General features: G+C 69.0%; 21 protein-coding genes. 17 read left to right on the forward strand and 4 right to left on the reverse strand.

Features of this window, described 5'->3' with window-relative positions:
• Window positions 1-22 precede the first annotated feature (22 nt).
• The 9 genes from pruA to OG917_RS24770 all read left to right on the forward strand — a co-directional run bounded on the left by pruA (window position 23) and on the right by OG917_RS24770 (window position 9,639).
• Window positions 23-1,663 (forward strand): L-glutamate gamma-semialdehyde dehydrogenase, encoded by a 1,641-nt coding sequence (pruA, locus tag OG917_RS24730; protein WP_328319803.1) that lies wholly within the window; start codon window positions 23-25, stop codon window positions 1,661-1,663.
• 128 nt (window positions 1,664-1,791) lie between these two features.
• On the forward strand, window positions 1,792-2,445 hold the full coding sequence (locus OG917_RS24735; RefSeq protein WP_328319804.1) for a DUF4291 domain-containing protein: 654 nt from the start codon (window positions 1,792-1,794) through the stop codon (window positions 2,443-2,445).
• Window positions 2,446-2,637: 192 nt separating this feature from the next.
• Window positions 2,638-3,855, forward strand: a complete 1,218-nt coding sequence (locus OG917_RS24740; RefSeq protein ID WP_328319805.1) for an LAETG motif-containing sortase-dependent surface protein — start codon at window positions 2,638-2,640, stop codon at window positions 3,853-3,855.
• Between the two features lie 259 nt (window positions 3,856-4,114).
• Window positions 4,115-5,926, forward strand: a complete 1,812-nt coding sequence (locus OG917_RS24745) for a hypothetical protein (protein ID WP_328319806.1) — start codon at window positions 4,115-4,117, stop codon at window positions 5,924-5,926.
• A 230-nt stretch (window positions 5,927-6,156) separates the two neighbouring features.
• Window positions 6,157-6,513 carry a hypothetical protein gene (locus OG917_RS24750; protein WP_328319807.1) on the forward strand — a complete coding sequence of 119 codons (357 nt, stop codon included), beginning with the start codon at window positions 6,157-6,159 and terminating at the stop codon, window positions 6,511-6,513.
• A gap of 44 nt (window positions 6,514-6,557) precedes the next feature.
• On the forward strand, window positions 6,558-6,884 hold the full coding sequence (locus OG917_RS24755; protein ID WP_328319808.1) for a hypothetical protein: 327 nt from the start codon (window positions 6,558-6,560) through the stop codon (window positions 6,882-6,884).
• Between the two features lie 70 nt (window positions 6,885-6,954).
• Complete coding sequence (locus OG917_RS24760; protein ID WP_328319809.1) at window positions 6,955-7,632, forward strand: hypothetical protein; 678 nt, start codon at window positions 6,955-6,957, stop codon at window positions 7,630-7,632.
• Between the two features lie 47 nt (window positions 7,633-7,679).
• The gene (locus OG917_RS24765; protein WP_328319810.1) at window positions 7,680-8,666 is read left to right on the forward strand and encodes a hypothetical protein; all 987 of its coding nucleotides are present in this window, start codon (window positions 7,680-7,682) and stop codon (window positions 8,664-8,666) included.
• Window positions 8,667-9,501: 835 nt separating this feature from the next.
• Window positions 9,502-9,639, forward strand: a complete 138-nt coding sequence (locus tag OG917_RS24770; RefSeq protein ID WP_328319811.1) for a hypothetical protein — start codon at window positions 9,502-9,504, stop codon at window positions 9,637-9,639.
• Between the two features lie 189 nt (window positions 9,640-9,828).
• Here OG917_RS24770 and OG917_RS24775 read toward each other — a convergent pair whose 3' ends face one another.
• Window positions 9,829-11,397: a purple acid phosphatase family protein gene (locus tag OG917_RS24775; protein WP_328319812.1), complete on the reverse strand. Its 1,569-nt coding sequence runs from the start codon at window positions 11,395-11,397 to the stop codon at window positions 9,829-9,831.
• A 129-nt stretch (window positions 11,398-11,526) separates the two neighbouring features.
• On the opposite strand from OG917_RS24775, the gene OG917_RS24780 reads away from it, so the two are divergent.
• Window positions 11,527-12,567: a 3-isopropylmalate dehydrogenase gene (locus OG917_RS24780; protein WP_328319813.1), complete on the forward strand. Its 1,041-nt coding sequence runs from the start codon at window positions 11,527-11,529 to the stop codon at window positions 12,565-12,567.
• A gap of 228 nt (window positions 12,568-12,795) precedes the next feature.
• Window positions 12,796-13,902 (forward strand): branched-chain amino acid aminotransferase, encoded by a 1,107-nt coding sequence (locus tag OG917_RS24785; protein WP_328319814.1) that lies wholly within the window; start codon window positions 12,796-12,798, stop codon window positions 13,900-13,902.
• 76 nt (window positions 13,903-13,978) lie between these two features.
• On the opposite strand, the gene OG917_RS24790 is transcribed toward OG917_RS24785, so the two are convergent.
• Both OG917_RS24790 and OG917_RS24795 read right to left on the reverse strand, forming a co-directional pair.
• Entirely contained in the window at window positions 13,979-15,193 is a 1,215-nt protein-coding gene (locus OG917_RS24790) for an amidase (RefSeq protein WP_328319815.1), read from the reverse strand.
• An 11-nt stretch (window positions 15,194-15,204) separates the two neighbouring features.
• On the reverse strand, window positions 15,205-16,653 hold the full coding sequence (locus OG917_RS24795; RefSeq protein ID WP_328319816.1) for a cytosine permease: 1,449 nt from the start codon (window positions 16,651-16,653) through the stop codon (window positions 15,205-15,207).
• A gap of 143 nt (window positions 16,654-16,796) precedes the next feature.
• On the opposite strand from OG917_RS24795, the gene ureA reads away from it, so the two are divergent.
• The 6 genes from ureA to cimA all read left to right on the forward strand — a co-directional run bounded on the left by ureA (window position 16,797) and on the right by cimA (window position 24,237).
• Window positions 16,797-17,480 (forward strand): urease subunit gamma, encoded by a 684-nt coding sequence (gene ureA, locus OG917_RS24800; protein ID WP_328319817.1) that lies wholly within the window; start codon window positions 16,797-16,799, stop codon window positions 17,478-17,480.
• The gene (locus OG917_RS24805) at window positions 17,477-19,141 is read left to right on the forward strand and encodes an urease subunit alpha (RefSeq protein WP_328319818.1); all 1,665 of its coding nucleotides are present in this window, start codon (window positions 17,477-17,479) and stop codon (window positions 19,139-19,141) included. The genes ureA and OG917_RS24805 overlap by 4 nt, the downstream gene beginning before the upstream one ends.
• Before the next feature lie 38 nt (window positions 19,142-19,179).
• On the forward strand, window positions 19,180-20,199 hold the full coding sequence (locus tag OG917_RS24810) for an agmatine deiminase family protein (RefSeq protein ID WP_328319819.1): 1,020 nt from the start codon (window positions 19,180-19,182) through the stop codon (window positions 20,197-20,199).
• A 39-nt stretch (window positions 20,200-20,238) separates the two neighbouring features.
• Window positions 20,239-20,850, forward strand: coding sequence for a TetR/AcrR family transcriptional regulator (locus tag OG917_RS24815; RefSeq protein WP_328319820.1), 612 nt, complete (start codon window positions 20,239-20,241; stop codon window positions 20,848-20,850).
• A 96-nt stretch (window positions 20,851-20,946) separates the two neighbouring features.
• Window positions 20,947-22,278, forward strand: a complete 1,332-nt coding sequence (locus tag OG917_RS24820; RefSeq protein WP_328319821.1) for an MFS transporter — start codon at window positions 20,947-20,949, stop codon at window positions 22,276-22,278.
• A gap of 351 nt (window positions 22,279-22,629) precedes the next feature.
• Window positions 22,630-24,237: a citramalate synthase gene (gene cimA, locus OG917_RS24825; RefSeq protein ID WP_328319822.1), complete on the forward strand. Its 1,608-nt coding sequence runs from the start codon at window positions 22,630-22,632 to the stop codon at window positions 24,235-24,237.
• Between the two features lie 84 nt (window positions 24,238-24,321).
• On the opposite strand, the gene OG917_RS24830 is transcribed toward cimA, so the two are convergent.
• Complete coding sequence (locus OG917_RS24830; protein ID WP_443059012.1) at window positions 24,322-24,861, reverse strand: MarR family winged helix-turn-helix transcriptional regulator; 540 nt, start codon at window positions 24,859-24,861, stop codon at window positions 24,322-24,324.
• Window positions 24,862-24,868 lie beyond the last annotated feature (7 nt).

Raw genomic sequence — 24,868 nt, forward strand, 5'->3', positions numbered from 1 at the left:
GACACAAGGAGACAAGGCACTCATGGACGCTGTGACCCAGGTCCCCGCGCCGGTCAACGAGCCGGTGCACTCCTACGCCCCGGGCACGCCGGAGCGCGCGCGTCTCGAAGCCAAGCTCAAGGAGCTGGCCGAGAACCCGATCGACCTCGCCATGACCATCGGCGGCGAGAAGCGGATCGGCGGCGGCGAGCCGTTCAGCGTCGTCCAGCCGCACAATCACCAGTCCGTCATCGGCACCGGCGCGCACGCCACGCAGGCCGACGCCCAGGACGCGATCGACGCCGCACTGGCCGCCGCCCCCGCCTGGCGCGCGATGTCCTTCGACGACCGTGCCGCGATCATCCTGCGCGCCGCCGAGCTGCTCTCCGGCCCGTGGCGCGAGACGCTGGCCGCATCGACCATGCTCGGCCAGGGCAAGACCGCCCAGCAGGCCGAGATCGACACCCCGTGCGAGCTGGTCGACTTCTGGCGCTTCAACGTCAAGTACGCCCGTGACCTGCTGGCCGAGCAGCCCCCGGCCAACTCCCCGGGTGTCTGGAACCGGCTCGACCACCGGCCGCTCGAAGGTTTCGTCTACGCGGTCACGCCGTTCAACTTCACGGCCATCGCGGGCAACCTGCCGACCGCCCCGGCCCTGATGGGCAACGTCGTCGTCTGGAAGCCCTCCCCGACGCAGACCCACGCCGCCGTCCTGCTGATGCAGCTCCTGGAGGAGGCCGGTCTTCCCAAGGGCGTCATCAACCTGGTGACCGGCGACGGCATCGCGGTCTCCGAGATCGCGCTGAACCACCGTGACCTCGCCGGCATCCACTTCACCGGTTCCACGCCCACCTTCCAGTACCTGTGGAAGACGGTCGGCGAGAACATCACCAAGTACCGCACGTACCCGCGTCTGGTCGGCGAGACCGGCGGCAAGGACTTCGTCGTCGCGCACCCCAGCGCCGACCGCGCCGTGCTGAAGACCGCGCTGACCCGCGGCTCGTTCGAGTACCAGGGCCAGAAGTGCTCGGCCTCCTCGCGTGCGTACGTCCCCGCCTCGATCTGGAACAGCGGCTTCCGCGAGGAGTTCGCCGCCGAGGTCGACTGGATCACCATGGGTGACGTCACCGACCTGTCGAACTTCATGGGCGCCGTCATCGACGACCGCGCGTTCGCGAAGAACAAGGCCGCGATCGACCGCGCCAAGTCCGACCCGACCTGCACGGTCGTCGCGGGCGGTACCTACGACGACTCCGTCGGGTACTTCGTGCGGCCCACCGTCATCGAGTGCACGGACCCGGCGAACGAGGTCTTCACGACCGAGTACTTCGGCCCGATCCTCGCCGTCCACGTCTACGACGACAGCAAGGACGGCTCGTACGACGCGATGCTGGAGCAGATGGAGTCGGCTTCCGACTACGCCCTGACCGGCTCGGTCATCGCGTCGGACCGCGCGGCGGCCGCGCACACGATGGAGAAGCTGCGCTACGCGGCGGGCAACTTCTACATCAACGACAAGTCGACCGGCGCCGTCGTCGGCCAGCAGCCCTTCGGCGGCGGCCGCGCGTCGGGCACCTGCGACAAGGCCGGCGCCCCGCAGAACCTCCAGCGCTGGACCCTGACCCGGGCCATCAAGGAGACCCTGGTCCCGCCGACCGAGTACACCTACCCCCACCAGGGCTGATACCGGCCCGCCCCTGAGACACCGCCCCCTCCCGGTCCCCCGCCGGCAGGGGGCGGTTCCATGTCCGCCCGTGCGGGCCACCGTAATTCCGGTGGCCCGCACGGGCGTTGAGGCCGCACCCTTGCCGTATGGCAGAACAGACGAACGGGCACCGCACCGACGGACGGCCCAGCACGGTGCCGAAGCACCTCATCCGCGCCCTGTACACGGAGTCGACGGTGACCGTGTACCAGGCGTACGCCCCGTCCATCGGGCTCCCGGCAGCCCGCGACGGCCGGTTTCCCGCCACCTGGAAGCGGGACCGGATGACCTGGATCAAGCCCTCGTTCCTGTGGATGATGTACCGCTGCGGCTGGGCGGCGAAGGAGGGCCAGGAGACCGTGCTGGCCGTCGAGATCAGCAGAGCGGGCTTCGACTGGGCGCTGCGTCATGCCTGCCTCTCCTCCTACGAGCGCACCGTCCACGCCGACCAGGCCTCCTGGAAGCGGCAGTTGAGGCGTTCGCCGGCCCGTGTGCAGTGGGACCCGGAGCGGGACCTGCGGCTCCGGCCCCAGCCGTACCGCTCGCTGCAGCTCGGTCTCTCCGGTCCCGCCGCCGGCCGGTACGCCGACGAGTGGACCGTGTCGATCACGGATGTCACCCCGCTGGCCCACCGGGTCCATGCCCTGGCCGCGGCCGGCGACGAGACGGGTGCGGCTGCGCTGCTGCCCCGGGAACGCCCCTACCCGGCGGGGGAGGGGCTGCTGTCGGCGGTGCTTCCCGGAACGCTGCGCCCGGCATGAGGCATGAGGCATGAGGCGTGCGGCGTGAGGCTGGGGGGAGTGGCCCCGCTCAGCTGAGGGTGTCGAATCGGTGTCGTGTTGGTGACGGTCCCGTGTGCGTGCGCAACTTCTTTCGTCATTCGCGCATCAAAGTGCTGATACGCGTTCGTGAACCGATACAGGAGAATCACATTGCGCCACCGCATCAGCTCCGTGTCCGCCGTGGCAGCCTCCCTGCTCGCCGTGGCCCTCGCCCCTGCCGTCCAGGCGCATGCCGATGACGCGGCCGCTCCGGCTCTCGTGGTGTCCGAGCTGTCGAGCGACCCCTGGAAGCCGGGCGAGGTCCGGAACGACTCCCTGACCTTCACCAACCAGGGGGACGCGCCCGCCGACGGCGTCACGGTGCGCCTGCGGATCACCCGCGGTCTGTCCTTCCCCGACCACGCCGCGGGCTGCACGTACTCCACCGACAGCGACCAGGTCTCGGTGGCCCTCTGCCACTTCGACAAGGTCCTCGCCCCCGGCGAGCACTTCAGCGCGCCCGTCGACTTCAAGGTGCTTCCCAAGGCGCTGATGGAGAACGTGGAGTACGGCACGGGAACCGGTGGCGGAGACCCGGAGTCCGGTTCCACGGAACTGAGTTACCGCTCGCTGGCCGTCACCGCGGACAACACGGCCGACCTCGCGGCGGTCGGCGACACCGCGAAGGGCAAGCCCGGCGACAAGGTCACGGTCACCGCGGGGCTGCGCAACGAGGGCCCCGGCTGGATCGACAACAACACCAGCGACGACCAGCCCGCGGTGATGGTCGACATCCCCAAGGGCACGACGGCCGTCGAGGTCCCGAAGGACTGCCAGCCCTTCGGGATCGACGGCCCGAGCGGCCCTTCCGCGCCGGGCAAGCGCAAGTACGTGTGCATGGCCCCGGACCACATCTACGAGGTCGGCTCGCTGCACTCCTACCCGTTCGTGCTCCGGATAGAGAGCGGCGCGAAGACCACGTCGAGCGAGGTCAAGGCCACGTCCGGGTACGACATCCACCCGGTCTTCGACAAGAACCCCGCCAACGACAAGGCGAAGCTCGCCATCGAGGTGACGGGTTCCGGGTCCGGAACGGCCGGTGGCTCCAACGGCGGCCCCGCCACGGGTGGTTCGTCTTCGGGCACGACAGGCGGCGCGAGCACCGGTGGCGCGAGCTCCTCGGGCGGCACGCACGCGCAGTCCACCGGTGGTACGGGGAGCACGGGCTCCGCGTCGTCGGGTGGCGCCACGACGGCCGGCACCACGACGGGCGGGAACGCGACCGGCACGATGGCATCGACCGGCTCGAGCAACACCCCGCTGATCACCGGGGCCGGCGTGGCCGCGGTGGTGGTGGGCGGCGGCCTGGTGTTCGCACTGCGCCGCAGGAACGGTGTCAAGGTGCGATAGCCCGCACCCGGCCGGTCCCTGCAGAGTGGTGGAGGGCGCCCCGGATTGCTCCGACAGCTATGCAAAGTCGGGGCGAGCCGGGGCGTTCTGGTGCAAGGACCTCCGCACGGTAACAGCGTTGGCACTGGCGAAAACATGGACACGACAGATAGCGTCATCAGGTCCGAGGGGGATGCTCCGTCATGCTCGCAGCCGCCGCGCCTCCGCCTTGCCACGACTTCACTTGCTTGATGATCAGCGATACAGGGGGACGGCGCAGATGGATCCGGATGCCGGTAAGGATTTCCAGGGCATCAACCCTGACAGACTCGGTGACCTCATCAAGTCGATCAACACCAACTCGGGCGACGGTGCCGGGGCGGGCCCGACGCGCATCAGCAGCTGGATGAGCCACGCGCGACGCCTCCAGATGGACACCTCCCGGCTGACGAAGATGACCGGTCACCTCACCTGGGCCCAAGGCCAAGTCCCCATGCTCCGGCGCCGCCACAGCCTGGCGATGGACGAGGAGAAGGTGGACAAGAAGGCGGGGCTGGGCGCCGGGATGGTCACGGCGGGGGCCGGCGACCTCGGTAAGTACAAGACGCAGGCTGCTGCCAGGGCCGCCGCGAAGAAGACCGCGAAGTCCTATAAAGACGGCGACATGGACCTCGACGAGTACATGAAGGTGCTCGCGGCCAACGAGACGGACCCTGATTACTGCAAGGCCGCTATGGACGAGCTGGGTGACACGGCGCTCTATCAGCTCCAGGACGGCCCGATGATGTACGACCCCGGTAACCCGGACGCCGGGATATCCGTCCTTGCCACGACGGTGGCCACGGCCATGCGGAACGGGACCACGTTCAAGGACGAGAACGGTAACGAGGACCTCCAGCATCTGTCGGGTCTCGTCGGGCATGCCGACTTCCCGACGGACGTGGTCGCGAACCTCGGCAAGCAGTGCCTCGCACCGGGCAACTACATGTACGGCGAGAAGGTCTGGGACGCGATGGGTAACGACCCCGCGGCGTCCACCAAGTTCCTGCACGACAACATGGCCGTGATTCCGGGGTGGATGAAGGACGACTCGGACCACCACGGGGGGCTGCCGGACTTTCAGGCGAAGGCCTTCGCGGGGGTCATCGCGGCGGGAACGCTGGATGGGCCGGGTGCCGACGAGAACACGGCCGCTGACAACACCAAGAGCCTGATCAAATACTATGCCAAGCATTCGGATGAGCATACGCATTCGGAAATTCAAGCGGTCTTCGCCAAGGATATCGCCCACTATTTCCCCGATGTGCAATCTTCCCTGACCGATCCCGCCTTCGATCGTATAGATCTCGGGAAAGGTCACGTTACTGCCGCATCTGATGAATGGCAAGCCTTCACCGCCGAGGCAATGCAGAATTCAAAGGCGGGAGCCAACCTCCTGACATTCGCTTCGCAGACGGCCGAGGACTATTCCCGTTCCCATCAAGGTAACCCCATGGGTGAGCGGGTGTGTGGAGTCCTGGAAGGATTCTTCAGTCAGCAAGCCAGTAACGTGTATCAGAAAATGCTGAGCGACAAAAAAGAGGGTGCGGGGGAGTGGAAGGATTCCTTCACGGAGCAGGCGAACACTGTGGCGGATACGGTGATCGATGTGAGCCTCGACCCGCAGGCTGCCGTGAAGACGGTTGCTGTCTCCGCAGCGAAGGATGTCGTCCACGCTGCCATCAAGGCCTTTTATAAGGGCGATGATCCGAAGGCTCCGAACCCACCCAAGGTGATCGGCTGGGGTGACAACTGGCAGAAGACAGCTGGAAACCATTACATCTCATATGGGGGTTTCAAGCCTCACACAACACGTGATGGAGTCGTGTGGCACGGTGATCCAAAGGATTATGCAAAGCAATACGATTGCCCCTATTTCTTGGACTCCTACGGTGACTTGAAGAGCCCAGCGACTGCCCAGCAAAGGATGGCCTACAACGAGTGGCTGAAGGACCCGGCCGTTGCGCAAGCAATCGCTGGGGGTAAGGAATTCAGTGTGCGCGACCTGGCCAGGCATGATGGTGAAGAGATGGCAGGTGGACCGACATCGTGAAGTGCAGATGGGCGTGGGCGGCGAGTTCTGTAATTCTTGTGGCGCTGGCCAGTGGGTGCTCCAGTCATGGCGAGACGCAAAGCGTCGGGGATGGAAAGGGAGTTGCTAGCAATGTGCGACGTCAAGCCGCACGGACGTACTGGCAGCTTTATAATTCCATTGGCGACAGTGTATTTCACGGAGGAGGTGACGGTAGATTCGTTACCTGTGGCCCGAGTGATGCTGATTCGATGCGCTACGTTGTGAGCACGGTCATGATGTCGGATGTTCGCAAAGGGAAGAAACAAGCTGCGCCGCAGCTTATTGCGGAGTTGTCGAAGGTTTTCGAAGGTTCCGGATGGCACCTTGATTCGACTTCCGGGGCAAGCCGTTCCGACACCAAGGATGGTATCGAGGTTGACCTCCTGCCGTCGGAAATAAACGACGACTCGGTTAATTTTCGAGTGCAGAGCAAATGTGCCAAAATGGGCGAATTCGCTGCTGAACTCCGTGAGTCCTACAGGTCCGGCAGGGATGCGTATCGCGGTTCGGGAGCTTCGTCCTCGCGAGTTCCGACGGGCTTCCCTGACATGGATTCCCACGGTTGATCAGGTCGTCATTGCGGTAGCTGTGACGTTTATTGGAGGTGCGAGTGACAGGCAAATCTGAAAAGAAAGTACCCAGCCCCGTCTGGCAGGAACTGGACGCCCTCTACAAGGAGGTGTCCAAGGACATCGCCACCGTGGCGGACGCGCTCAAGACTGCCGACAAGCAGATGGCGGGCGGTAAGGGCGAAGTCTGGGTCGGGAAGAACGCCCGGGCATGGGGGAGCGACCTGCACGGCGCCAACACCGATCTGTCCAAGCAGGCGCATGACTTCCTCGCCGATGTGCAGCGGCAGCGCGCTGCGCATCCCAAGGAGGTAACGGAGGAAGCGGCCGACAGCGAGCGGCGATTTCTCGCCGGGCGGATGGGTTGACCGCCCGTGCGTGGCCGGTGCCAGTAGAATCCTCTGACTCGAAGAACCCTCGCCCCAAAGGGAGTTACCAGTGAACCGCAGTCGTGTCCTGCCCGCCGCCGCATCGTTCGCGGCGGCTGCTGCCCTGTTGCTGACCGGATGCGGGGGTGGGGACAAGGGGTCGGGTAACGACAAGATCGCCGGTGCCGATGGCGGAGGGGCGGAGAAGACGGCCGCGCCGAGCAAGCCTGCGACGATCAAGACGCCCGACATCAACCGGCCGGACCTGAAGCTTCCGGGTGATGTCAATTATGCGTTCGCCTCGTCTCACGTAACGGATCCGGACCAAGCGGCAGCCCTGGCGGATGCCAAGAACTTCATTCTTGCCATCGAGCACGGAATCATCAAGCAGAATAAGGACGACGGCGCCTTTAAGTTCTATTCCGAATTCCAGAGTCCTGCGCAGGAGTACGCGCGTGACCAGATCGCGCAGAGTGTCAATGAGGGTATGACCGACATTGGGGAGCGGAAATATTACGACCCCAAGGTGCAGCCCGTAAAAAACAGTAAGAGTGTCGTTGTTACTTTCTGTAGTGACGGCTCAAAGTTCTACAGCAAGATCGTCAAGAGTGGAAAAGTCCTCCGCACCACGAAGAGTGTTAAAGACTATTACTTCTGGCAGATCGGAATGACGGCAGCGGACGGTGTTCATGGGCTGTGGCGTGCCAAAGAGATCAACGTGAAGGGAGAGGCGACGCAGTGCATGTGACAGCAGTGCGCAAATCTGCTCTGGTGTGCGTAATCGGCTGCGCATGTGTGTTATTGGCTTCCGCGTCGGCCTCGGCGGAACGTGCCGGCAGTTCCAGCTCTACCGGTAGTTCGAGCTCCAAGGGCATCGAACGCCCCCACCAGGCCATCGCCGCCCAGGTGAAAATCAATTACAGCTCGACCGGCAAGGGCGGAGGCGGCTCGGGCCCGCTGGCGTCCACCGACTCCAGCTGGACGCCGCCCCCGTGCTGGTACGCCCCCGAGTGGTCGGCCACTGAGTTCCAGCAGTTCCGGCAAGGCGTCTACGTGTCTGCCGTGCACGACCCGGACCTCCCGAACGATGTACGGGGGGAGATCTCTGACGAGAACCAGAAGTACGCGGGCGACAACTACAACATCGACAAGGAGAAAGAGGGGATGTGGTGGGGGCCCCAGTACAACGACGACGCCCCACTCGCCGACCAGATGAAGTGCGACAAGGATCCGTTCTGGGTCAAGAAGGGGGAGACCCCTGACGTCCCGGAGGCCATTAAGCCCGAGACGCTGGCCGGGCTCGCCTACCAGCAGATGCAGGTTCCCGGAACCAGGGTCAGTCTTGCCCCGGCGGGGGCGAGCAAGGTGAACCTGCCGACCTGGGCATGGCTGGACAAGGCCGATTTCAAGCCCGTCTCCGTCACCGCCTCCCTCGACGTCGGCGGCTTCCACGCCGAGGCGACGACGACGGCCACGGCGGACTCGCTCAGCCTCGACCCCGGAACCGACGACGCGCAGGTGCTCCCGGCGTCCGGTCGATGCGCCATCAACGGCGACGGTTCCATCGGCGAACCGTATGCGAAGGGCAAGGGAAACGAGACCCCGCCCTGCGGTGTCGTCTACCGGCGTTCCTCGGGCGACGGCACTTTCAGTCTGCGGTCCACCGCCACCTGGAAGATCAGCTGGACGGGCACCGGGGGTGCGGGAGGCGACCTTCCCGATGGTGCGTACGGCGATGACCAGCCCGTCACCGTTCAGGAGATCCAGGCCGTCAACCGCTGATCGCTGAGGTCCGTCACGCGTCAGCGGCCTCATCGGCCGCGGGTGTTGTGGCGCGGTGCGGGTCCCGGCGCCTCGGCCCTCCACCCCCCTGGTCACATCCCGTTTCACGCGCTGCCCGCTGAGGCAGCCACCGATCGGGGCCGCGACCGGGGCCGCGATCGCGGCCCCGGTCAGGATGGGGGTCGCCGAGACCTGGCCGCCGAGCCGGATGACCGCGAACGTCACCGTGCCCGGGATGACCGCTGCCAGGCCGGGCTGTTTCGGTCTGCCGCGGTAGCGGTGGCCGGGCGCGAGCAGCCGGTTCGGGGTTCGCGGGGTGCTGGTGAGGGCGGCGGCCGGGCCCGCTCCGGTGGCCCTGGGGCGTTGGACGTACAGGTAGGAGACCCGGTGCCGGCATCGTCCCCAGCCGTCCGGGGCCAGGTCTGCCGCCACCGTGTAGCGCTCGGCGCCGTTGTTCGCGGCCTCGCTCCGGTACTCCCGGCGCATCGCAGCCTCCCGGTCCCGGCGGCGGACGATGCGGCCCGAGCCGGTCCAGGCCCTCGGCCTCCCAGCCCTGGCCCCCGGTCTGCGGCCACGACGGCAGTGGACCACTGCTCAGGGAGGCGTACAGCCCAGATGGCGATGCCGATCCCTGGGCCCGTCTCAGATAGTAGGAAGTCCGAGTAATTGTGCAGACAGACAGGCCCGGTTCCCCTAGCTTGAAAGAAGCCGAACGTCTCGCTCGACCCAGCGACTGGCGGTTCTGAGCAGCGCCCGAAGCAGGTAATCCCTGCGGCGCCCGCTCCCCGCCCCTCCGGCGCATCGATATCCCTCTTGCTTCAAGGAGTCGATCCCCATGGCCGAGATGACAGTCCGCCGCGTCCGACGCACCGCCCGCGCAGCACGTTCGGGCGATTCCGACCGCCAGAACGCGGCAGCAGCCCTCCAGCGCGCACTCGACCGCCGTGACAACGGCGGCTCCACCGGGCACTGAACCCCGGGCGCTCACCGGCGCCCATGAGCTGCACCCGCGATCCGCACCCACGAGCGACCTGCATGCGCCCGCGCACCTTCGCGGTCGAACGCAACCGTGCCCCCACGCACCACCGCCCTGCGCCGTACGGCACGAGGCGGTACGGCGCAGGGCGGTCGTGAACGGGTGGCCCCTCGCGGGGCCGGCGGCTCAGTGGCCGCGGCGGATCTCGAAGTGGTCGATCCGCTCGCCCGACTCGGCGAGCGCACTGACCTTCAGCGCCGCCTGCCGCCCGGTGGTCACCTCCACCGCGAGGAACGAGTACCCGGTGTACCGGACCCGCGACCACTCCACGGTCTCGGTGGCCTTGGCGCCACCCTTGACCCAGTGGTAGGTGGGCACGCTCTCCTGCTCGTTGAGGTGGCCCTCATAACTGTCGGGCGCCGGGAAGTCGTACAGCGACTTGCCCGCGCCGCCCGCCGTCACATACACGATGCCGTCCCGCGTCGGGTCCGTCCGCTCGCCGACCGGCACCTTGCGTGCGACCTTGTTGCGCAGGATCGCGTCGGTGCGCTCGTAGACGTGGTTGTGGCCGTTGATGACCAGGTCCACCTGGTGCTTCTCGAAGAGCGGCACCCACTCCTCGCGCACCCCGCCCTCCGAGGCGTGCGAGTTCGTCGTCGAGAACGCGCAGTGGTGGAAGAAGACCACGACGAAGTCGACGTCGCGGTCGGCGCGCAGTTCGCCCAGGCGCCGGTCGAGCCAGCGGGTCTGCTTGCCGCCGCTGATGCCGTGGTTGGCGGGGATCTCGTACGAGACGTCGTTGGCGTCCAGCGCCACGACCCCCACATTGCCGTGCACGAACGAGTACACGCCGGGCTGGTTGACCGGGTCGGGGCCGTTGTCCGGCAGCGACCAGCGGGCGTTCTGGCCGCCGTAGCCGTCGGGGGAGTACCAGGCCTCCATGTCGTGGTTGCCGGTGGTCACCATCCACGGCACCGTCTTCGCGACCGTCTCCGTCTGGGCCAGGAACTGGTCCCAGGTGCGGGCGTCGTAGGCATCGGTGTCCTGGCCGGAGCCGGACGGGTCCGCGTAGCAGATGTCGCCCGCGTGCAGGTGGAACGACGGGTTCTGGCCCAGGATCAGCTGGTCGTTGCCGAGGGCGTGGTAGCTCACGCCCTGGTCGCCGAAGGCCGTGAAGGTGAAGGACTCGGCGCGGGACGGCGCGGTGCGGAAGGTGCCGAGTGTGCCGATGTTGCGGTGGTCGGCGGGGTCGAACCCGTCGTGCCCGACACCGTAGTAGTACGTCGTTCCCGCGCGCAGCCGGTCGAGTCCGGCATGGACGTAGAACTGCTCGGCCGCAGCGATCTTCCCGCCGTTGAGGCTGGGCGTCGTCAGGTGCCGCACCTCGGCGGTGATCTTCCGGCTCAGGTCCCCGGGCGAGGTGCCGATCCTGATGTACGGCCGCTTCACCGCGAACGGGACCTGCCAGGAGACCCGCATCTGGGTCCTGGGGTCCGCGCCGTAGGCCAGGTGCCTGCCGAACGGTGCGACCAGCGAGCCGTCCACGGCCGGAGTGGCGTGCGTGGGGCGGTTCGCGGGCGCCGCGTACGCGGACGGCGTGCCCAGTGCGGTGCCCGCGAGGGTGACCGCGGCACCCGCGGCGGTCGTGCGGAGTACGCCGCGCCGGCTGAGCCGGGTGCGGAGGTACTCGTGCTGTTCGGCCATGCTCATCCGGTCGGCGAGCTTCTCGGGGATACCGAAGCGAGGTGTGTCCATGGCCGACAAGGTGCCCGGTCCGGCTGACACGCTCCTGCCGAACGGGTGAACGGCGCCCGTACAGCAGATCACATGTCCGGATACTGGACACCGAATGTCATCCCCTGGGACGCGCAGTAGGGTGCCGTCATGTCTCGCAGCCTCAATCTCGCAGTGATCCCCGGTGACGGCATCGGCCAGGAAGTCGTGGCCCAGGGCCTCAAGGTCCTGAACGCGGTCCTTCCTCAGGATGTGAAGCTGGAGACCGAGGAGTACGACCTCGGCGCCCAGCGCTGGCACCGCACCGGTGAGACCCTCCCGGAAGCCGAGCTCGAAGCACTCAAGCGGCACGACGCGATTCTGCTCGGCGCGATCGGTGACCCCTCGGTGCCGTCCGGCGTCCTGGAGCGCGGTCTGCTGCTCAAGCTCCGCTTCGTCTTCGACCACTTCGTCAACCTCCGCCCCTCGAAGCTCTTCCCGAACACGGCCACCCCGCTCGCGGGCCGCCCGGACATCGACTTCATCGTCGTCCGTGAGGGCACCGAGGGCCCGTACACCGGCAACGGCGGCAGCCTCCGCACCGGGACCCCCGCCGAGATCGCGACCGAGGTCAGCGTCAACACGGCGTACGGCGTCGAGCGGGTCGTCCGCGACGCGTTCGCCCGCGCCCAGGCCCGTCCGCGCAAGAAGCTGACGCTGGTGCACAAGAACAACGTCCTCGTCTACGCCGGCCACATGTGGAAGAACATCTTCGACACGGTGGGCCAGGAGTTCCCGGACGTCACCACCGACTACCTGCACGTCGACGCCGCGACGATCTCCTTCGTCACGCAGCCCGAGCGCTTCGACGTCATCGTCACCGACAACCTCTTCGGCGACATCCTGACCGACCTCGCCGCTGCCGTGACCGGCGGTATCGGCCTGGCCGCCTCCGGCAACATCAACCCGACGGGCGCCTTCCCGTCGATGTTCGAGCCGGTGCACGGTTCGGCGCCAGACATCGCGGGCACCGGCAAGGCCGACCCGACGGCCACGATCCTCTCCGTCGCCCTCCTGCTGCGCCACCTCGGCTACGAGCCCGAGGCCGCCCGCATCGAGGCCGCGGTCTCCGCCGACCTGGCGGAGCGCGGTACGGGGTCGCGTACGACCGACGAGATCGGTGACGCGCTCGCGGTACGAGTAGCGGGCTGACCCGTCGACTGACACACCACAGCCGCCGGGTCTCCCAGACACCCGGCGGCTGTGTTTTGCGGTCCCCGGGTGCGACCATCGAATCCTGGACCGCATTCACGCCTTTCATCCGCGGACACTCACGAGCGATAATCGAACGTGGGGCCGCGGTATGAGGGGAAGCTCGGACGTCCTAGTAGTGGCGTGAGCGCGGTCCGTCACAAACAACCGGTGAAGGACATACCACTCATGACGACGCTCCCGATCGAGCTCAAGCCCTCTTCCAACCCGTTGTCCGACGCGGAGCGGGAGGCGCTGATGGCCCATCCCGGATTCGGCCGCCATTTCACCGACCACATGGTGACCATCAAGTGGACCGAGGGGCGGGGCTGGCACGACGCCCAGCTCGTCCCGTACGCGCCGCTCTCCCTCGACCCCGCGAACATGACCCTGCACTACGGGCAGGAGATCTTCGAGGGCCTCAAGGCGTACCGCCAGCCGGACGGAACGGTGGCGACCTTCCGCCCCGAGGCCAACGCCAGGCGCTTCCAGCTCTCCGCGCGCCGTCTCGCGATGGCCGAGCTGCCGGTCGAGACCTTCCTCGACGCGTGCGACGCGCTGGTCCAGCAGGACAAGGCGTGGGTTCCGCCGCACGGCGGCGAGGAGTCCCTCTACCTGCGCCCGTTCATGATCGCCACCGAGGTCGGTCTGGGTGTGAAGCCCGCCAACGAGTACCTCTTCATCGTGATCGCCTCGCCGGCCGGCGCCTACTTCGAGGGCGGCGTCAGGCCCGTCTCCATCTGGCTCTCCGAGGACCGGGTGCGTGCCGTTCCCGGCGGCATGGGCGAGGCCAAGACCGGCGGGAACTACGCCGCGTCCCTGCTGGCCCAGGCCGAGGCCGCCCGCCAGGGCTGCGACCAGGTCGCCTACCTCGACGCCGTCGAGCACAAGTGGGTCGAGGAGCTGGGCGGTATGAACCTGTGCTTCGTCTACGGGGGCGGCGAGGGCCGCAAGCCGAGGATCGTCACGCCGAAGCTCACCGGGTCCCTGCTGGCCGGTGTCACCCGGGACTCGCTGCTCTCCGTCGCCCGTGACCTCGGTTACGAGGCCGAGGAGGGCCGGGTCTCCATCGACCAGTGGCGCAGCGACACGGAGAACGGCACGCTCACCGAGGTCTTCGCCTGCGGCACGGCGGCGGTCATCACGCCCGTCGGCACGGTCAAGTCGGCCGGCGGCGAGTGGGTCCAGGGGGACGGGACGCCCGGCGAGGTCACCCTTGCCCTGCGAGCGGCGCTGCTCGACATCCAGCGCGGTATCGGCGAGGACAAGCACGGGTGGATGCACCCGCTGGGCTGAGACACGGCCCATCCCCGGGGCCTGCCCCGGCGGGCGGACGTGCCGGAGGGGCTGATCCCCAGCCCCTCCGGCCTCCCTACTTCTCCGCGAGCGCCCGCTCGATCGACGCGCCCCACAGCAGTACCCGTTCGTCGTCCCCCGCGGCTCCCACGCACTGGAGCCCCAGCGGGAGCCCGTTCCCCGCGTGTCCCGCCGGGAGCGTCAGGGACGGCAGCCCCGCGTGGCTCCAGGGCAGGCACATCACGGAGCTGCCCGTCGTGGTCAGCCCCACGGGGGCCGGGCCGGTCGCCGCAGGGGTGATCCACAGGTCGGTGCCGGTCATCGCCGCCGCCATCCGGTCGCGGAAGGCGACCCGCTCGCGCTGCGCCCGGGCGTACTCCACCTCCGTGATGGCCTGGCCCTCACGGATCGCCCGGACCGTCTCGGGCCGGTAGAGGGCGCCGTACTCGGCGAACCAGTCCGCATGGGTACGGGCCACCTCATAGCGGTTCATCGTGTAGAGCTGGGACCTGATCTGCTCGAAGTCGGGCATCACGGGGATCCGACGCACGCGGAACCCGGCCGCGCGGAGCCGCTCCACCCGGGTCGCGAAGACATCGAGCGCCTCCGGCTCGGCGTACTCCAGATACGGGCCTTCGGGGATCGCCAGCACCGGCAGGGCGGGCTCCCCGGCGGAGTCCGTGCCCGCGTCCGGCTCGTGGGGCCGCCAGGTGTCGCAGACCGCCGCGACCGCGGGCAGCAGCCCCGCCACGTCCGCGGCGAAGAGGCCGACCGTGTCGAAGCTCGGGGCGTTCGCGATGACGCCGTCCACCGGGATGCGCCCGTACGTCGGTTTGAAGGCCGTCACCCCGCAGTACGCCGCGGGGCGTATGACCGAGCCGACCGTCTGGGTCCCCACGGCCAGCGGGACCATTCCCGCCGCGACAGCCGCAGCCGAGCCGCTGCTCGATCCGCCCGGGGTGTGCGCGAGGTTGCGCGGGTTACGGGTCGGCCCCGGCGCCAGTACGGCGAACTCGGCCGTCACCGTCTTGCCCGCGATCACCGCTCCCGCCGCGCGCAGCCGGTCGACGACCGTGGCCTGGCGTCCGGCCAGGGCCTCCGGCGGGAGGGCCGAGCCCGCCCCGGTGGGCAGGGTGTCGACGTGGATGATGTCCTTGATGCCGACCGGGACGCCGAAGAGCGGCGGCCGGCCTGTGGCCACGGGCCAGCGGGCTGTGACTGCTGCCGTCTCGGCCGCGATCCGTTCGGTGCGGGCCGGTTCGGGGACGAACGCCTGTATCTCACGGTCCATGGGCCACGACGCTACAACTCCGCGAGCGCTCCGGCAGCGGTCTCGGAAGGGTCCGCCGGCTTCGGCGCGAGGATGGCAGCCGGGGCCGTGCGGCCGGTCAGGGCGGCGTAGACGAGTCCGCCGACCGCGCCGGAGAAGAGGAAGCTGCAGTCCACCCCGCCGGTGAGGTGCAGCAGCGGGCCCTCGTAGAAGGGGGTGGAGACCGCGGCGAGCCCGACGGCCGCGCCTGCCGCCCACGCCACGGCGGCCCGGATGTTCCACCCGGATCGGTACCAGTAGATCCCTCCCCGGGACCTGCGGTTGAAGACCTGGAGGGCGTCCGGGTCGTACTGGCCGCGGCACCGGACGTAGCCGATGACGGTGATCACGGCCCAGGGTGTGCCGATGGCGGTGAGCAGCAGGACGAACGAGGTCATCGCCGACTGCGCGTCCCAGGCGAAGTGGCCCACGAAGACGAAGAGGGTCGCCACGCCGGCCACCACCAGGGTCGCCCGCGCGCGAGTGGCACGCGGCAGGATCGCGTCCAGGTCCAGGCCCATCGAGTAGAGCATCAGCCCCGCGTTGCCGACGGAGCCCGCGGAGGCGGCGAGCAGCAGCGGGATCAGGTACCAGACGGGCGACGCGCTGACGAGCGGCCCCGCGAAGTCGACGGCCGAGCGGGCGGCGAGCGCGGTGTACGTACCGAAGAGCTGGGGGACCAGCAGCCCGAGGACCAGGCCGGAACAGGTGGCGGTGAGGACGGCGCGGGAGGTGTGGCGGCGCGGTGAGACGTAGCGGGTGTAGTCGCCGAGCAGCGTGATGAAGGCGATGGGGCCGCTCAGCCCGGCGGCCACGGCGGAGAGGAACCAGGTGGGCCAGAAGGAACCGAGCAGATAGCCGGTGTGCGGCGCGGCGGCGGTGGTGAAGTGGGGCGCGTACGCGAAGAGGCCGATCACCAGCAGGACCGTCATACCGATGGCGAGCGCCTTGCTGAGGCGCAGCAGGATCCGGTACCCGTACACCGCGCCGGTGACGGTGAGGGCGGCCAGCAGCGCGTAGACGAGCGCGTGCATCAGGCCGTTGTCCGGCATGCCGGTGAGCCGGGACAGCGCCCCGATCATCACGTCGCCGCCCGTCCACAGGGTCAGCGCCGTGTACCCGAGTGAGAGGAGCAGGCCGACGACCGAGCCGATGAGCCGGCCGCGTACGCCGAACTGGGCGCCGCTCGATGTGGAGAGGTTGGTGCCGGTCCGCAGGGAGACCAGGGCGAGCGGTGCGGTCAGCAGGGTGCCGACGACCGTACCGGCGACGACGGAGGTGACGGCAGGCCAGAGGCCCAGGCCGAAGGAGACCGGCAGCCAGCCAAAGATGATCACTCCCAGGCAGAGGTTTGACCCCAGCAGGATGCTGATCACATCGCGTGGACCGCTGGTGCGCTCCGCGTCCGGGATGGTGTCGACTCCGCGCTGTTCGATCGGCACGAGGTACCTCTCCGCTCGTCTGTTTGAGTGCCGCTCAATCACATGCGCTCCGGTTTCGCATGTCAATGGTTTCTGTTCTTTCTATAGCCGTTATTTACGGTTAGAGTGGCGTTCAAATCCATGATCGATGGAAGTGAGTGGACGTGAGACTGACCCCGACGGAGCGTGACCGGTTGCTGTTGTTCGGCGCCGCTGAGCTGGCCCGGGCGCGCCGAGCGCGCGGGCTGCTGCTCAATGTCCCCGAGGCCACCGCACTGATCGCCGACACCGTCTGCGAGGCGGCCCGCGACGGGCGGCGGCTCGCCGAGGCGATCGAGGCGGCACGCGCGGTGCTCGGCCCCGGCGACGTGCTGCCCGGAGTGGCCGATGTCGTGACCGAGGTGCATGTCGAGGCCGTCTTCGACGACGGATCCCGGCTCGCTGTGGTCGCCGACCCCATCGGCGGCGGTTCGCTGGGCGACGAAGCGCCCGGCGCCGTGCTGTCAGGGCCCGGCTACCCGGACCTCGTCCCCGAGGTCACGGTGACGGTCCACAACACGGCGTCCGTGCCCGTCAGCGTGACCTCGCACTTCCACTTCTTCGAGGCCAACCCCCGGCTGGACTTCGACCGCGCCGCCGGTTACGGCATGCGGCTGTGCGTACCCGCCGGCTCGTCCGTGCGGTTCGGCCCCGGGGAGAGCGCGGAGGTGGGACTGATCGCGATCGGCGGCGCCCGGATCGCGATCGGGTTCGCCGGTCTGGTCGACGGTGAGCTGGACGCGCCCGGCGCCCGGGAAGAGGCCCTGCGGCGCGCGGTGGCCTGCGGATATCTGGGAGCGGAACGATGAGTGAGTACGCAGCCGTCCACGGCCCCCGGGCCGGCGACCGGGTCCGCCTCGGCGACTCCGGGCTGACCGTCCGGGTCGAGTCCGACGCGCAGCGCCCCGGCGACGAGTTCCTGGCCGGATTCGGCAAGACCGCCCGGGACGGCCTGCACCTCAAGGCCGCCGCCGTGCGCGAGACCTGCGACGTCGTGATCAGCAACGTGCTGGTGATCGACGCGGTGCAGGGCATCCGCAAGGTGTCCATCGGTATCCGGGAGGGCCGCATCGCCGCGATCGGCAGGGCCGGGAACCCCGACACCCTCGACGGCGTGGACGTCGTCGTCGGCACCGGCACCTCGATCGTCTCGGGCGAGGGCCTGATCGCCACCGCGGGAGCGGTCGACGCCCATGTCCATCTGCTCTCACCACGGATCATGGAGGCCTCCCTCGCCTCCGGCGTCACGACCATCATCGGCCAGGAGTTCGGCCCGGTCTGGGGTGTCGGGGTGAACTCGCCCTGGGCGCTGCGGCACGCCTTCAACGCCTTCGACGCCTGGCCGGTCAACATCGGCTTCCTGGCGCGCGGCTCGTCGTCCGACCCGGCCCCGCTGGTGGAGGCGCTCGCCGAGGGCGGTGCCTCCGGCTTCAAGGTGCACGAGGACATGGGAGCGCACACCAGGGCCCTGGACACCGCGCTGCGCGTCGCCGAGGAGTACGACGTCCAGGTCGCCCTGCACAGCGACGGGCTGAACGAGTGCCTCTCCGTCGAGGACACCCTGAGCGTCCTCGAAGGCCGCACGATCCACGCCTTCCACATCGAGGGGTGCGGCGGCGGGCACGTGCCGAACGTGCTGAAGATGGCCGGGGTCCCCAACGTCATCGGCTCGTCCACCAACCCGACCCTGCCGTTCGGCCGGGACGCGGTGGCCGAGCACTACGGGATGATCGTCTCCGTACACGACCTGAAGACCGACCTGCCCGGTGACGCCGCCATGGCCAGGGACCGGATCCGCGCCGGGACGATGGGGGCCGAGGACGTCCTGCACGACCTGGGCGCCATCGGGATCACCTCGTCGGACGCCCAGGGCATGGGGCGCGCCGGCGAGACCGTGCGCCGGACGTTCGCGATGGCCGGGAAGATGAAGGCCGAGCGCGGCGCGGAGGGCGACGACGACAACGCGCGGGTGCTCCGCTACATGGCGAAGCTGACCATCAACCCGGCCATCGCGCACGGCCTCTCCCACGAGATCGGCTCCATCGAGACCGGCAAGCTCGCGGACATCGTGCTCTGGCGGCCCGACTCCTTCGGTGCCAAGCCGCAGCTCGTCCTCAAGTCCGGCTTCCCCGCGTACGGCGTGACCGGTGACCCGAACGCGGCCACCGACACCTGCCAGCCGCTGATCCTGGGCCCGCAGTTCGGCTCCTACGGGGCGACGGCGGCGGACCTCGGCGTCGCCTTCGTGGCGCAGGCCGCCATAGACCTGGGCAGCGACCACATGCCGACCCGCCGCCGCCGGGTCGCCGTACGCGGCACCCGGGGAATCGGCCCCGCCGACCTGCTTCTCAACTCCCGTACGGGACAGGTGGACGTGAACCAGCGCACCGGCCTGGTCACCCTCGACGGGGACCCGCTGGAATCGGAGGCGGCCGAATCCGTCTCGCTCAACCGTCTGTATTTCCTGTGATCCGCACTCTCCCGACCCGATCTCCCGGAGGTCCCGCCATGTTCCGTATGCCGCCCGAGTGGGCCCCGCACGAGCGCACCTGGATGGCCTGGCCGGGCCCCAACCCCACCTTCGACGACCCGGCCGTCCTGCAGGAGGCGCGGGAGGCCTGGGCGGCCGTGGCACGGGCGGTCCGCCGCTTCGAGCCGGTGACGATGGTGACCGGACCCGGTCAGTCCGCGGCAGCCCGTGAGCTGCTCGGCCCGGACATCGAGCTGGTGGAGCGGGAGCTGGACGACGCCTGGATGCGCGACATCGGCCCGACGTTCGTCACCGACGGCGAGCACCTGGCGGCGGTGGACTGGACGTTCAACGGCTGGGGCGCGCAGTCCTGGGCGCGCTGGGGGCACGACGCCAAGATCGGTGCGTACGTCTCCGACCTGGCAGGGGCGCAGACCCTCACCTCGGAGCTGGTCAACGAGGGCGGTGCGATCCATGTGGACGGCGAGGGCACGGTCCTGCTGACCGAGACGGTCCAGCTCGGACCCGAGCGGAACCCGGACTGGACCCGCGCCCGGGTCGAGGCCGAGATCCACGCCCGGCTCGGCACCACGAAGGCGATCTGGCTGCCGCGCGGACTCAGCGGCGACTACGGCGAGTTCGGGACCCGCGGGCACGTCGACATCGTGGCCGCGTTCGCCCGGCCTGGAGTGGTCGTGGCCCACACCCAGCCCGACCCGGCCCACCCCGACCACGAGCTGTGCAAGGGGATCGTGGCCCAGCTCCGGTCCGAGACCGACGCGCAGGGCCGCCCGCTGGAGGTGGTGGAGGTCCCGGCCCCGACCGTCCTGGAGGCCGACGGGGGCTGGGCCGACTACTCGTACATCAACCACTACCTCTGCAACGGCGCAGTGGTGCTCTGCTCGTTCGGCGACCCCCGGGACGAGGGCGCCGCCGCGATCTTCCAGAAGCTCTTCCCGGACCGGACCGTGGTGCAGGTCGACGCCCGGACGATCTTCGCGGGCGGCGGCGGCATCCACTGCATCACCCAGCAGCAGCCGCAGGTGGGCAGGGGATAGCCCGCGGTGGCCGCCGGTGCATCCCATATTCTGGGCGACATGAACGAACCGGCGGCCCGCGCGCGCAAGAACGCCCCGCCTCGCGAGAGCCTGCTGGCCGCCGCGATGGCCAGTATCGCCGCCGGCGGTCTGGAGAAGCTCACCATGGCGGGGCTCGGGCGCGAGGTCGGGATGAGCAGCGGGCACCTCCTCTACTACTTCCGCACCAAGGACGAGCTCCTCCTCCAGACCCTCGAATGGAGCGAGGAGCTGCTCGGCATGGACCGCCGGACCACCCTCGCCCGGCAGGTGCCGGTCCGCGAACGGCTCGACGCCTACGTCGACCTGTACATCCCGGCCGGCCCCCGCGACCCGCACTGGTCGCTCTGGCTGGAGCTGTGGAACCGGGCGCACGGCGTGGACGACGACACCCGCGCCCGGCTGCTCGACATCGAGCTGTCCTGGCACCGTGACCTCGTCGCCCTGCTGGTCGAGGGGGCGTCACGCGGTGAGCTGCGCGCGGTCGAGAGCGAGCGGTTCGCGACCCGGATACGCGCGCTGCTCGACGGTTTCAGCACCCATGTGGCGATGGCTCTCCCCGGCTCGGACCGTGACCAGGTCCTTGCCCACGTCAGCGAGTTCATCGACGACGCGCTCGCCCCGCACGGGTGAGACGGGCGCGCGGGAACGCAACGCACACAAGTACGCGTGATCGTTGCGTGCGGCCCCCTTGTGGGGCGTCCGGCGGCTGAGCCACCGTGATTCCCCATGGGACGAGAGCAGTGGAAGAAGATCTGGGTCGGTTCGGCCGGCAACATGGTCGAGTGGTTCGACTGGTTCGTGTACGCCACGTTCGCGGTGTACTTCGCCGACGCGTTCTTCCCGGAGGGGAACGAGACCGCGAACCTCATGAACACCATGGGTATCTTCGCCGTCGGATTCTTCATGCGGCCCGTTGGCGGCTGGCTGCTCGGCCGGATCGGTGACCGCAAGGGCCGCAAGGCCGCCCTGACGCTCACCGTGACCCTGATGTCGGCATCGGCGATCCTGATCGCGGTGGCTCCCACCTACGCGGTCGCCGGATACGGCGGCGTCGCCGTACTGCTGGTCGCCCGGCTGCTCCAGGGACTCTCCGTCGGCGGTGAGTACGCGGCCAGCGCCACCTACCTCACCGAGGCGTCGGCCCCCGGCCGGCGCGGATTCGCCTCCAGCTTCCAGTACGTGTCGATGACCGCGGGCCAACTCGTCGGCCTGGGACTGCAGATCGTCCTCCAGCGCACCCTGTCCGAGGACGCGCTGCACAGCTGGGGCTGGCGTGTTCCGTTCATCGTCGGCGCGGCCGGCGCGGCGATCGTCTTCTATCTGCGGCGCTCCCTGCTGGAGACCGAGGTGTACGCGGAGTCCGGCGCGGCGGCGGACGAGAGCCGGGGCACGCTCACGGCGCTCTGGGCGCACCGGCGTGAGGCGGTGCTGGTGATGGCGCTCACGATGGGCGGCACCGTCGCCTACTACACGTACACGACCTACCTCACCAAGTTCCTCTCCTCCAGCGCGGGCATGACCAAACCGACCGCGTCCCTGGTCAGTTTCTGCGCTCTGTTCGTCTTCATGTGTATCCAGCCACTGGCGGGCATGCTCTCGGACCGGATCGGCCGCCGCCCGCTGCTGGTCACCTTCGCCGTCGGCTCGACGTTCCTGACGGTGCCGATCATGACGCTGCTCAAGCACGCGGGCACGTTCTGGCCGGCCTTCGGCCTGGCGCTGCTCGCGCTGCTCATCGTCACCGGGTACACCTCCATCAACGCGTGCGTGAAGGCGGAACTCTTCCCGACCGGGATCCGCGCGCTGGGGGTCGCCCTGCCGTACGCACTGGCCAACGCGCTCTTCGGCGGGACTGCCGAGTACGTGGCGCTCTGGTTCAAGAAGGCCGGGGCCGAGTCGGGGTTCTACTGGTACGTGGCAGGGTGCGCGGCCGTCTCGCTGGTGGTCTATCTCACGATGCGTGAGACGCGCGACATCGACCTGAACCGGGGCGCTGTCCAGGACCCCGCCGGCCGGGTGCCCGAGGGCCTGGGAAAGGCGAGCCCCTCCACCCTGTGAGCACCGGGTGAGCGGGTGACCCGCGGGCGTGGTGCGCTGCCACGCCCGCGCGGCGGCTTGACCGCATCGTGAGATTCCCTCTGCGGGGAGTGGACGGTATGGCAGACTGCGACCGTGTCCTCGTTCGCCATGATTATCGGCAGCAGGCGCGCCGGTCCGCAGTGACCGCTTCCGTACCACCCCGTACGGCGCGGCCACCGTGCCCCAGACCCGCGCGCTAACCCTTCGCACCCGCGAGGGGTTTTTTCGTTTCCAGGCCCCACCTAGGCCCGGGAGCGAGGCGCAAGCGAAGACGGGGGCAAGTGGAGCCAGACAATCCGGATCCACCCATCCGACAGGAGTCAGATCAGCATGACCACAGAGGCCAAGGCCACGGACGACGGTTTCCATGTCTTCGACACCACGCTGCGCGACGGGGCCCAGCGCGAGGGCATCAACCTCACCGTCTCGGACAAGCTGACGATCGCCCGGCACCTCGACGACTTCGGCGTGGGATTCATCGAGGGCGGCTGGCCCGGCGCCAACCCCCGCGACACGGAGTTCTTCGCCCGGGCCCGCCAGGAGATCGACTTCGCCCACGCGGAGCTGGTGGCCTTCGGCGCCACCCGCCGCCCCCACACCCGTGCCGAGGACGACCCGCAGCTCAAGGCGCTGCTGGACTCCGGCGCCCCGGTGATCACCCTGGTGGCCAAGTCGCACGACCGGCATGTGGAACTGGCTCTGCGCACCACGCTCGAAGAGAACCTGGCGATGGTGCGTGACTCCGTCTCCTACCTCCGCGCGCAGGGCCGCCGGGTCTTCCTCGACTGCGAGCACTTCTTCGACGGGTACAAGGTCAACCCGGAGTACGCCAAGTCCGTCGTCCGCGCGGCAGCCGAGTCCGGCGCCGACGTCGTCGTCCTCTGCGACACCAACGGCGGGATGCTGCCCGCCCAGATCCAGGCAGTCGTCTCCACCGTCGCCGCCGACACCGGCGCGCGCCTGGGCATCCACGCCCAGGACGACACGGGCTGCGCCGTCGCGAACACCCTCGCCGCCGTCGACGCGGGCGCGACCCACGTGCAGTGCACCGCGAACGGCTACGGGGAGCGCGTCGGCAACGCCAACCTCTTCCCGGTGGTCGCCGCCCTGGAGCTCAAGTACGGCAAGACCGTCGTCCCCGAGGGGGCGCTGCCCGAGATGACCCGTATCTCGCACGCGATCGCGGAGGTCGTCAACCTCACGCCCTCCACCCACCAGCCCTACGTGGGCGTCTCGGCCTTCGCGCACAAGGCGGGACTCCACGCCTCCGCGATCAAGGTCGACCCCGACCTCTACCAGCACATCGCCCCCGAACTGGTCGGCAACACCATGCGGATGCTCGTCTCCGACATGGCGGGCCGCGCCTCGATCGAGCTCAAGGGCAAGGAGCTCGGCGTCGACCTGGGCGGCGACCGCGAGCTGGTGGCCCGCGTGGTCGAGCGAGTCAAGGAGCGTGAACTCCAGGGCTACACCTACGAGGCCGCAGACGCCTCCTTCGAGCTGCTCCTCCGCGCAGAGGCGGAGGGCCGGGCCCGCCGTTACTTCCGCACCGAGTCCTGGCGCGCCATCGTGGAGAACCGCCCCGACGGCACGCACGCCAACGAGGCGACGGTGAAGCTCTGGGCCAAGAGCGAGCGGATCGTGGCGACGGCGGAGGGCAACGGCCCCGTCAACGCGCTCGACCGGGCCCTGCGGGTGGGTCTTGAGCGGATCTACCCCCAGCTCGCCAAGCTGGAGCTGACGGACTACAAGGTGCGCATCCTGGAGGGCAGGCACGGCACGGACTCGACCACCCGCGTGCTGATCACCACAGGCGACGGCACGGCGGAGTGGTCGACGGTGGGAGTCGCGGAGAACGTGATCGCCGCGTCCTGGCAGGCGCTGGAGGACGCGTACACGTACGGACTGCTGCGGGCCGGGGTCGAACCGGCCGAGTAGGGAGCAGCCCTCCGTCCGCATCGGGCCGGGATCCCGCCGGGCCCCGGCGCGGTCCCGGACGGGGACGCGGGGCACCGGCCCCGGTCAGGCCGACATGCCGTGGGCCCGGCCGTGGGCGCCGTTCCGGTCCTGTGCCGCGAGGGGGGACGCGGTCTCCAGCGCGTGGCGGAAGCCGGTCAGGCCGTCGGACAGCGCCTGCCGCGTCGTGGCGGGCATGGCCGCGATGGCCGACTGCAGGATGTCCTCTCGCCGGGCCCGCAGATCCTGCAGATACGCCCGGCCCTGCGGGGTGAGCCTCAGCTCCAGCTCCCGGCGGCTCACCGGGCTCGGGGAGCGCTCCACGAACCCCAGGGCCTGGAGCCGGTCGCACAGCCTGCTGACGGACGAGGGGGCCGCGCCCAGTACCTCACCGAGCGACCGCTGGTTGATGCCTTCCTCGCGGTCCAGCGTGTACAGCACGCGCAGCTGGGAGGTGGAGACCGGCGCGGGCGAGACGGCGTCCCTGCCGTGCTCCCAGAGGACTTCCAGCAGCTCGATGATCCCGGACGCCACATCGGCGGCCTGCGGGGATCGCGGATTCGGGGCGTTACGGGACAGAGCCAAGGCTGGGGTACTCCGAATCATCTGTGTC

The organism is Streptomyces sp. NBC_00388, assembly GCF_036061255.1.
Taxonomy (GTDB): Bacteria; Actinomycetota; Actinomycetes; order Streptomycetales; family Streptomycetaceae; genus Streptomyces.

Coding starts and splice junctions, on each gene's coding strand:
- OG917_RS24815 (WP_328319820.1), top strand. CDS start 20,239: ATGAACGAACCGGCGGCCCGCGCGCGCAAGAACGCCCCGCCTCGCGAG.
- OG917_RS24775 (WP_328319812.1), bottom strand. CDS start 11,397: ATGGACACACCTCGCTTCGGTATCCCCGAGAAGCTCGCCGACCGGATG.
- OG917_RS24745 (WP_328319806.1), top strand. CDS start 4,115: ATGGATCCGGATGCCGGTAAGGATTTCCAGGGCATCAACCCTGACAGA.
- OG917_RS24820 (WP_328319821.1), top strand. CDS start 20,947: ATGGGACGAGAGCAGTGGAAGAAGATCTGGGTCGGTTCGGCCGGCAAC.
- OG917_RS24780 (WP_328319813.1), top strand. CDS start 11,527: ATGTCTCGCAGCCTCAATCTCGCAGTGATCCCCGGTGACGGCATCGGC.
- OG917_RS24830 (WP_443059012.1), bottom strand. CDS start 24,861: ATGATTCGGAGTACCCCAGCCTTGGCTCTGTCCCGTAACGCCCCGAAT.
- pruA (WP_328319803.1), top strand. CDS start 23: ATGGACGCTGTGACCCAGGTCCCCGCGCCGGTCAACGAGCCGGTGCAC.
- cimA (WP_328319822.1), top strand. CDS start 22,630: ATGACCACAGAGGCCAAGGCCACGGACGACGGTTTCCATGTCTTCGAC.
- OG917_RS24770 (WP_328319811.1), top strand. CDS start 9,502: ATGGCCGAGATGACAGTCCGCCGCGTCCGACGCACCGCCCGCGCAGCA.
- OG917_RS24735 (WP_328319804.1), top strand. CDS start 1,792: ATGGCAGAACAGACGAACGGGCACCGCACCGACGGACGGCCCAGCACG.
- OG917_RS24750 (WP_328319807.1), top strand. CDS start 6,157: ATGCGCTACGTTGTGAGCACGGTCATGATGTCGGATGTTCGCAAAGGG.
- OG917_RS24790 (WP_328319815.1), bottom strand. CDS start 15,193: ATGGACCGTGAGATACAGGCGTTCGTCCCCGAACCGGCCCGCACCGAA.
- OG917_RS24805 (WP_328319818.1), top strand. CDS start 17,477: ATGAGTGAGTACGCAGCCGTCCACGGCCCCCGGGCCGGCGACCGGGTC.
- OG917_RS24785 (WP_328319814.1), top strand. CDS start 12,796: ATGACGACGCTCCCGATCGAGCTCAAGCCCTCTTCCAACCCGTTGTCC.
- OG917_RS24810 (WP_328319819.1), top strand. CDS start 19,180: ATGTTCCGTATGCCGCCCGAGTGGGCCCCGCACGAGCGCACCTGGATG.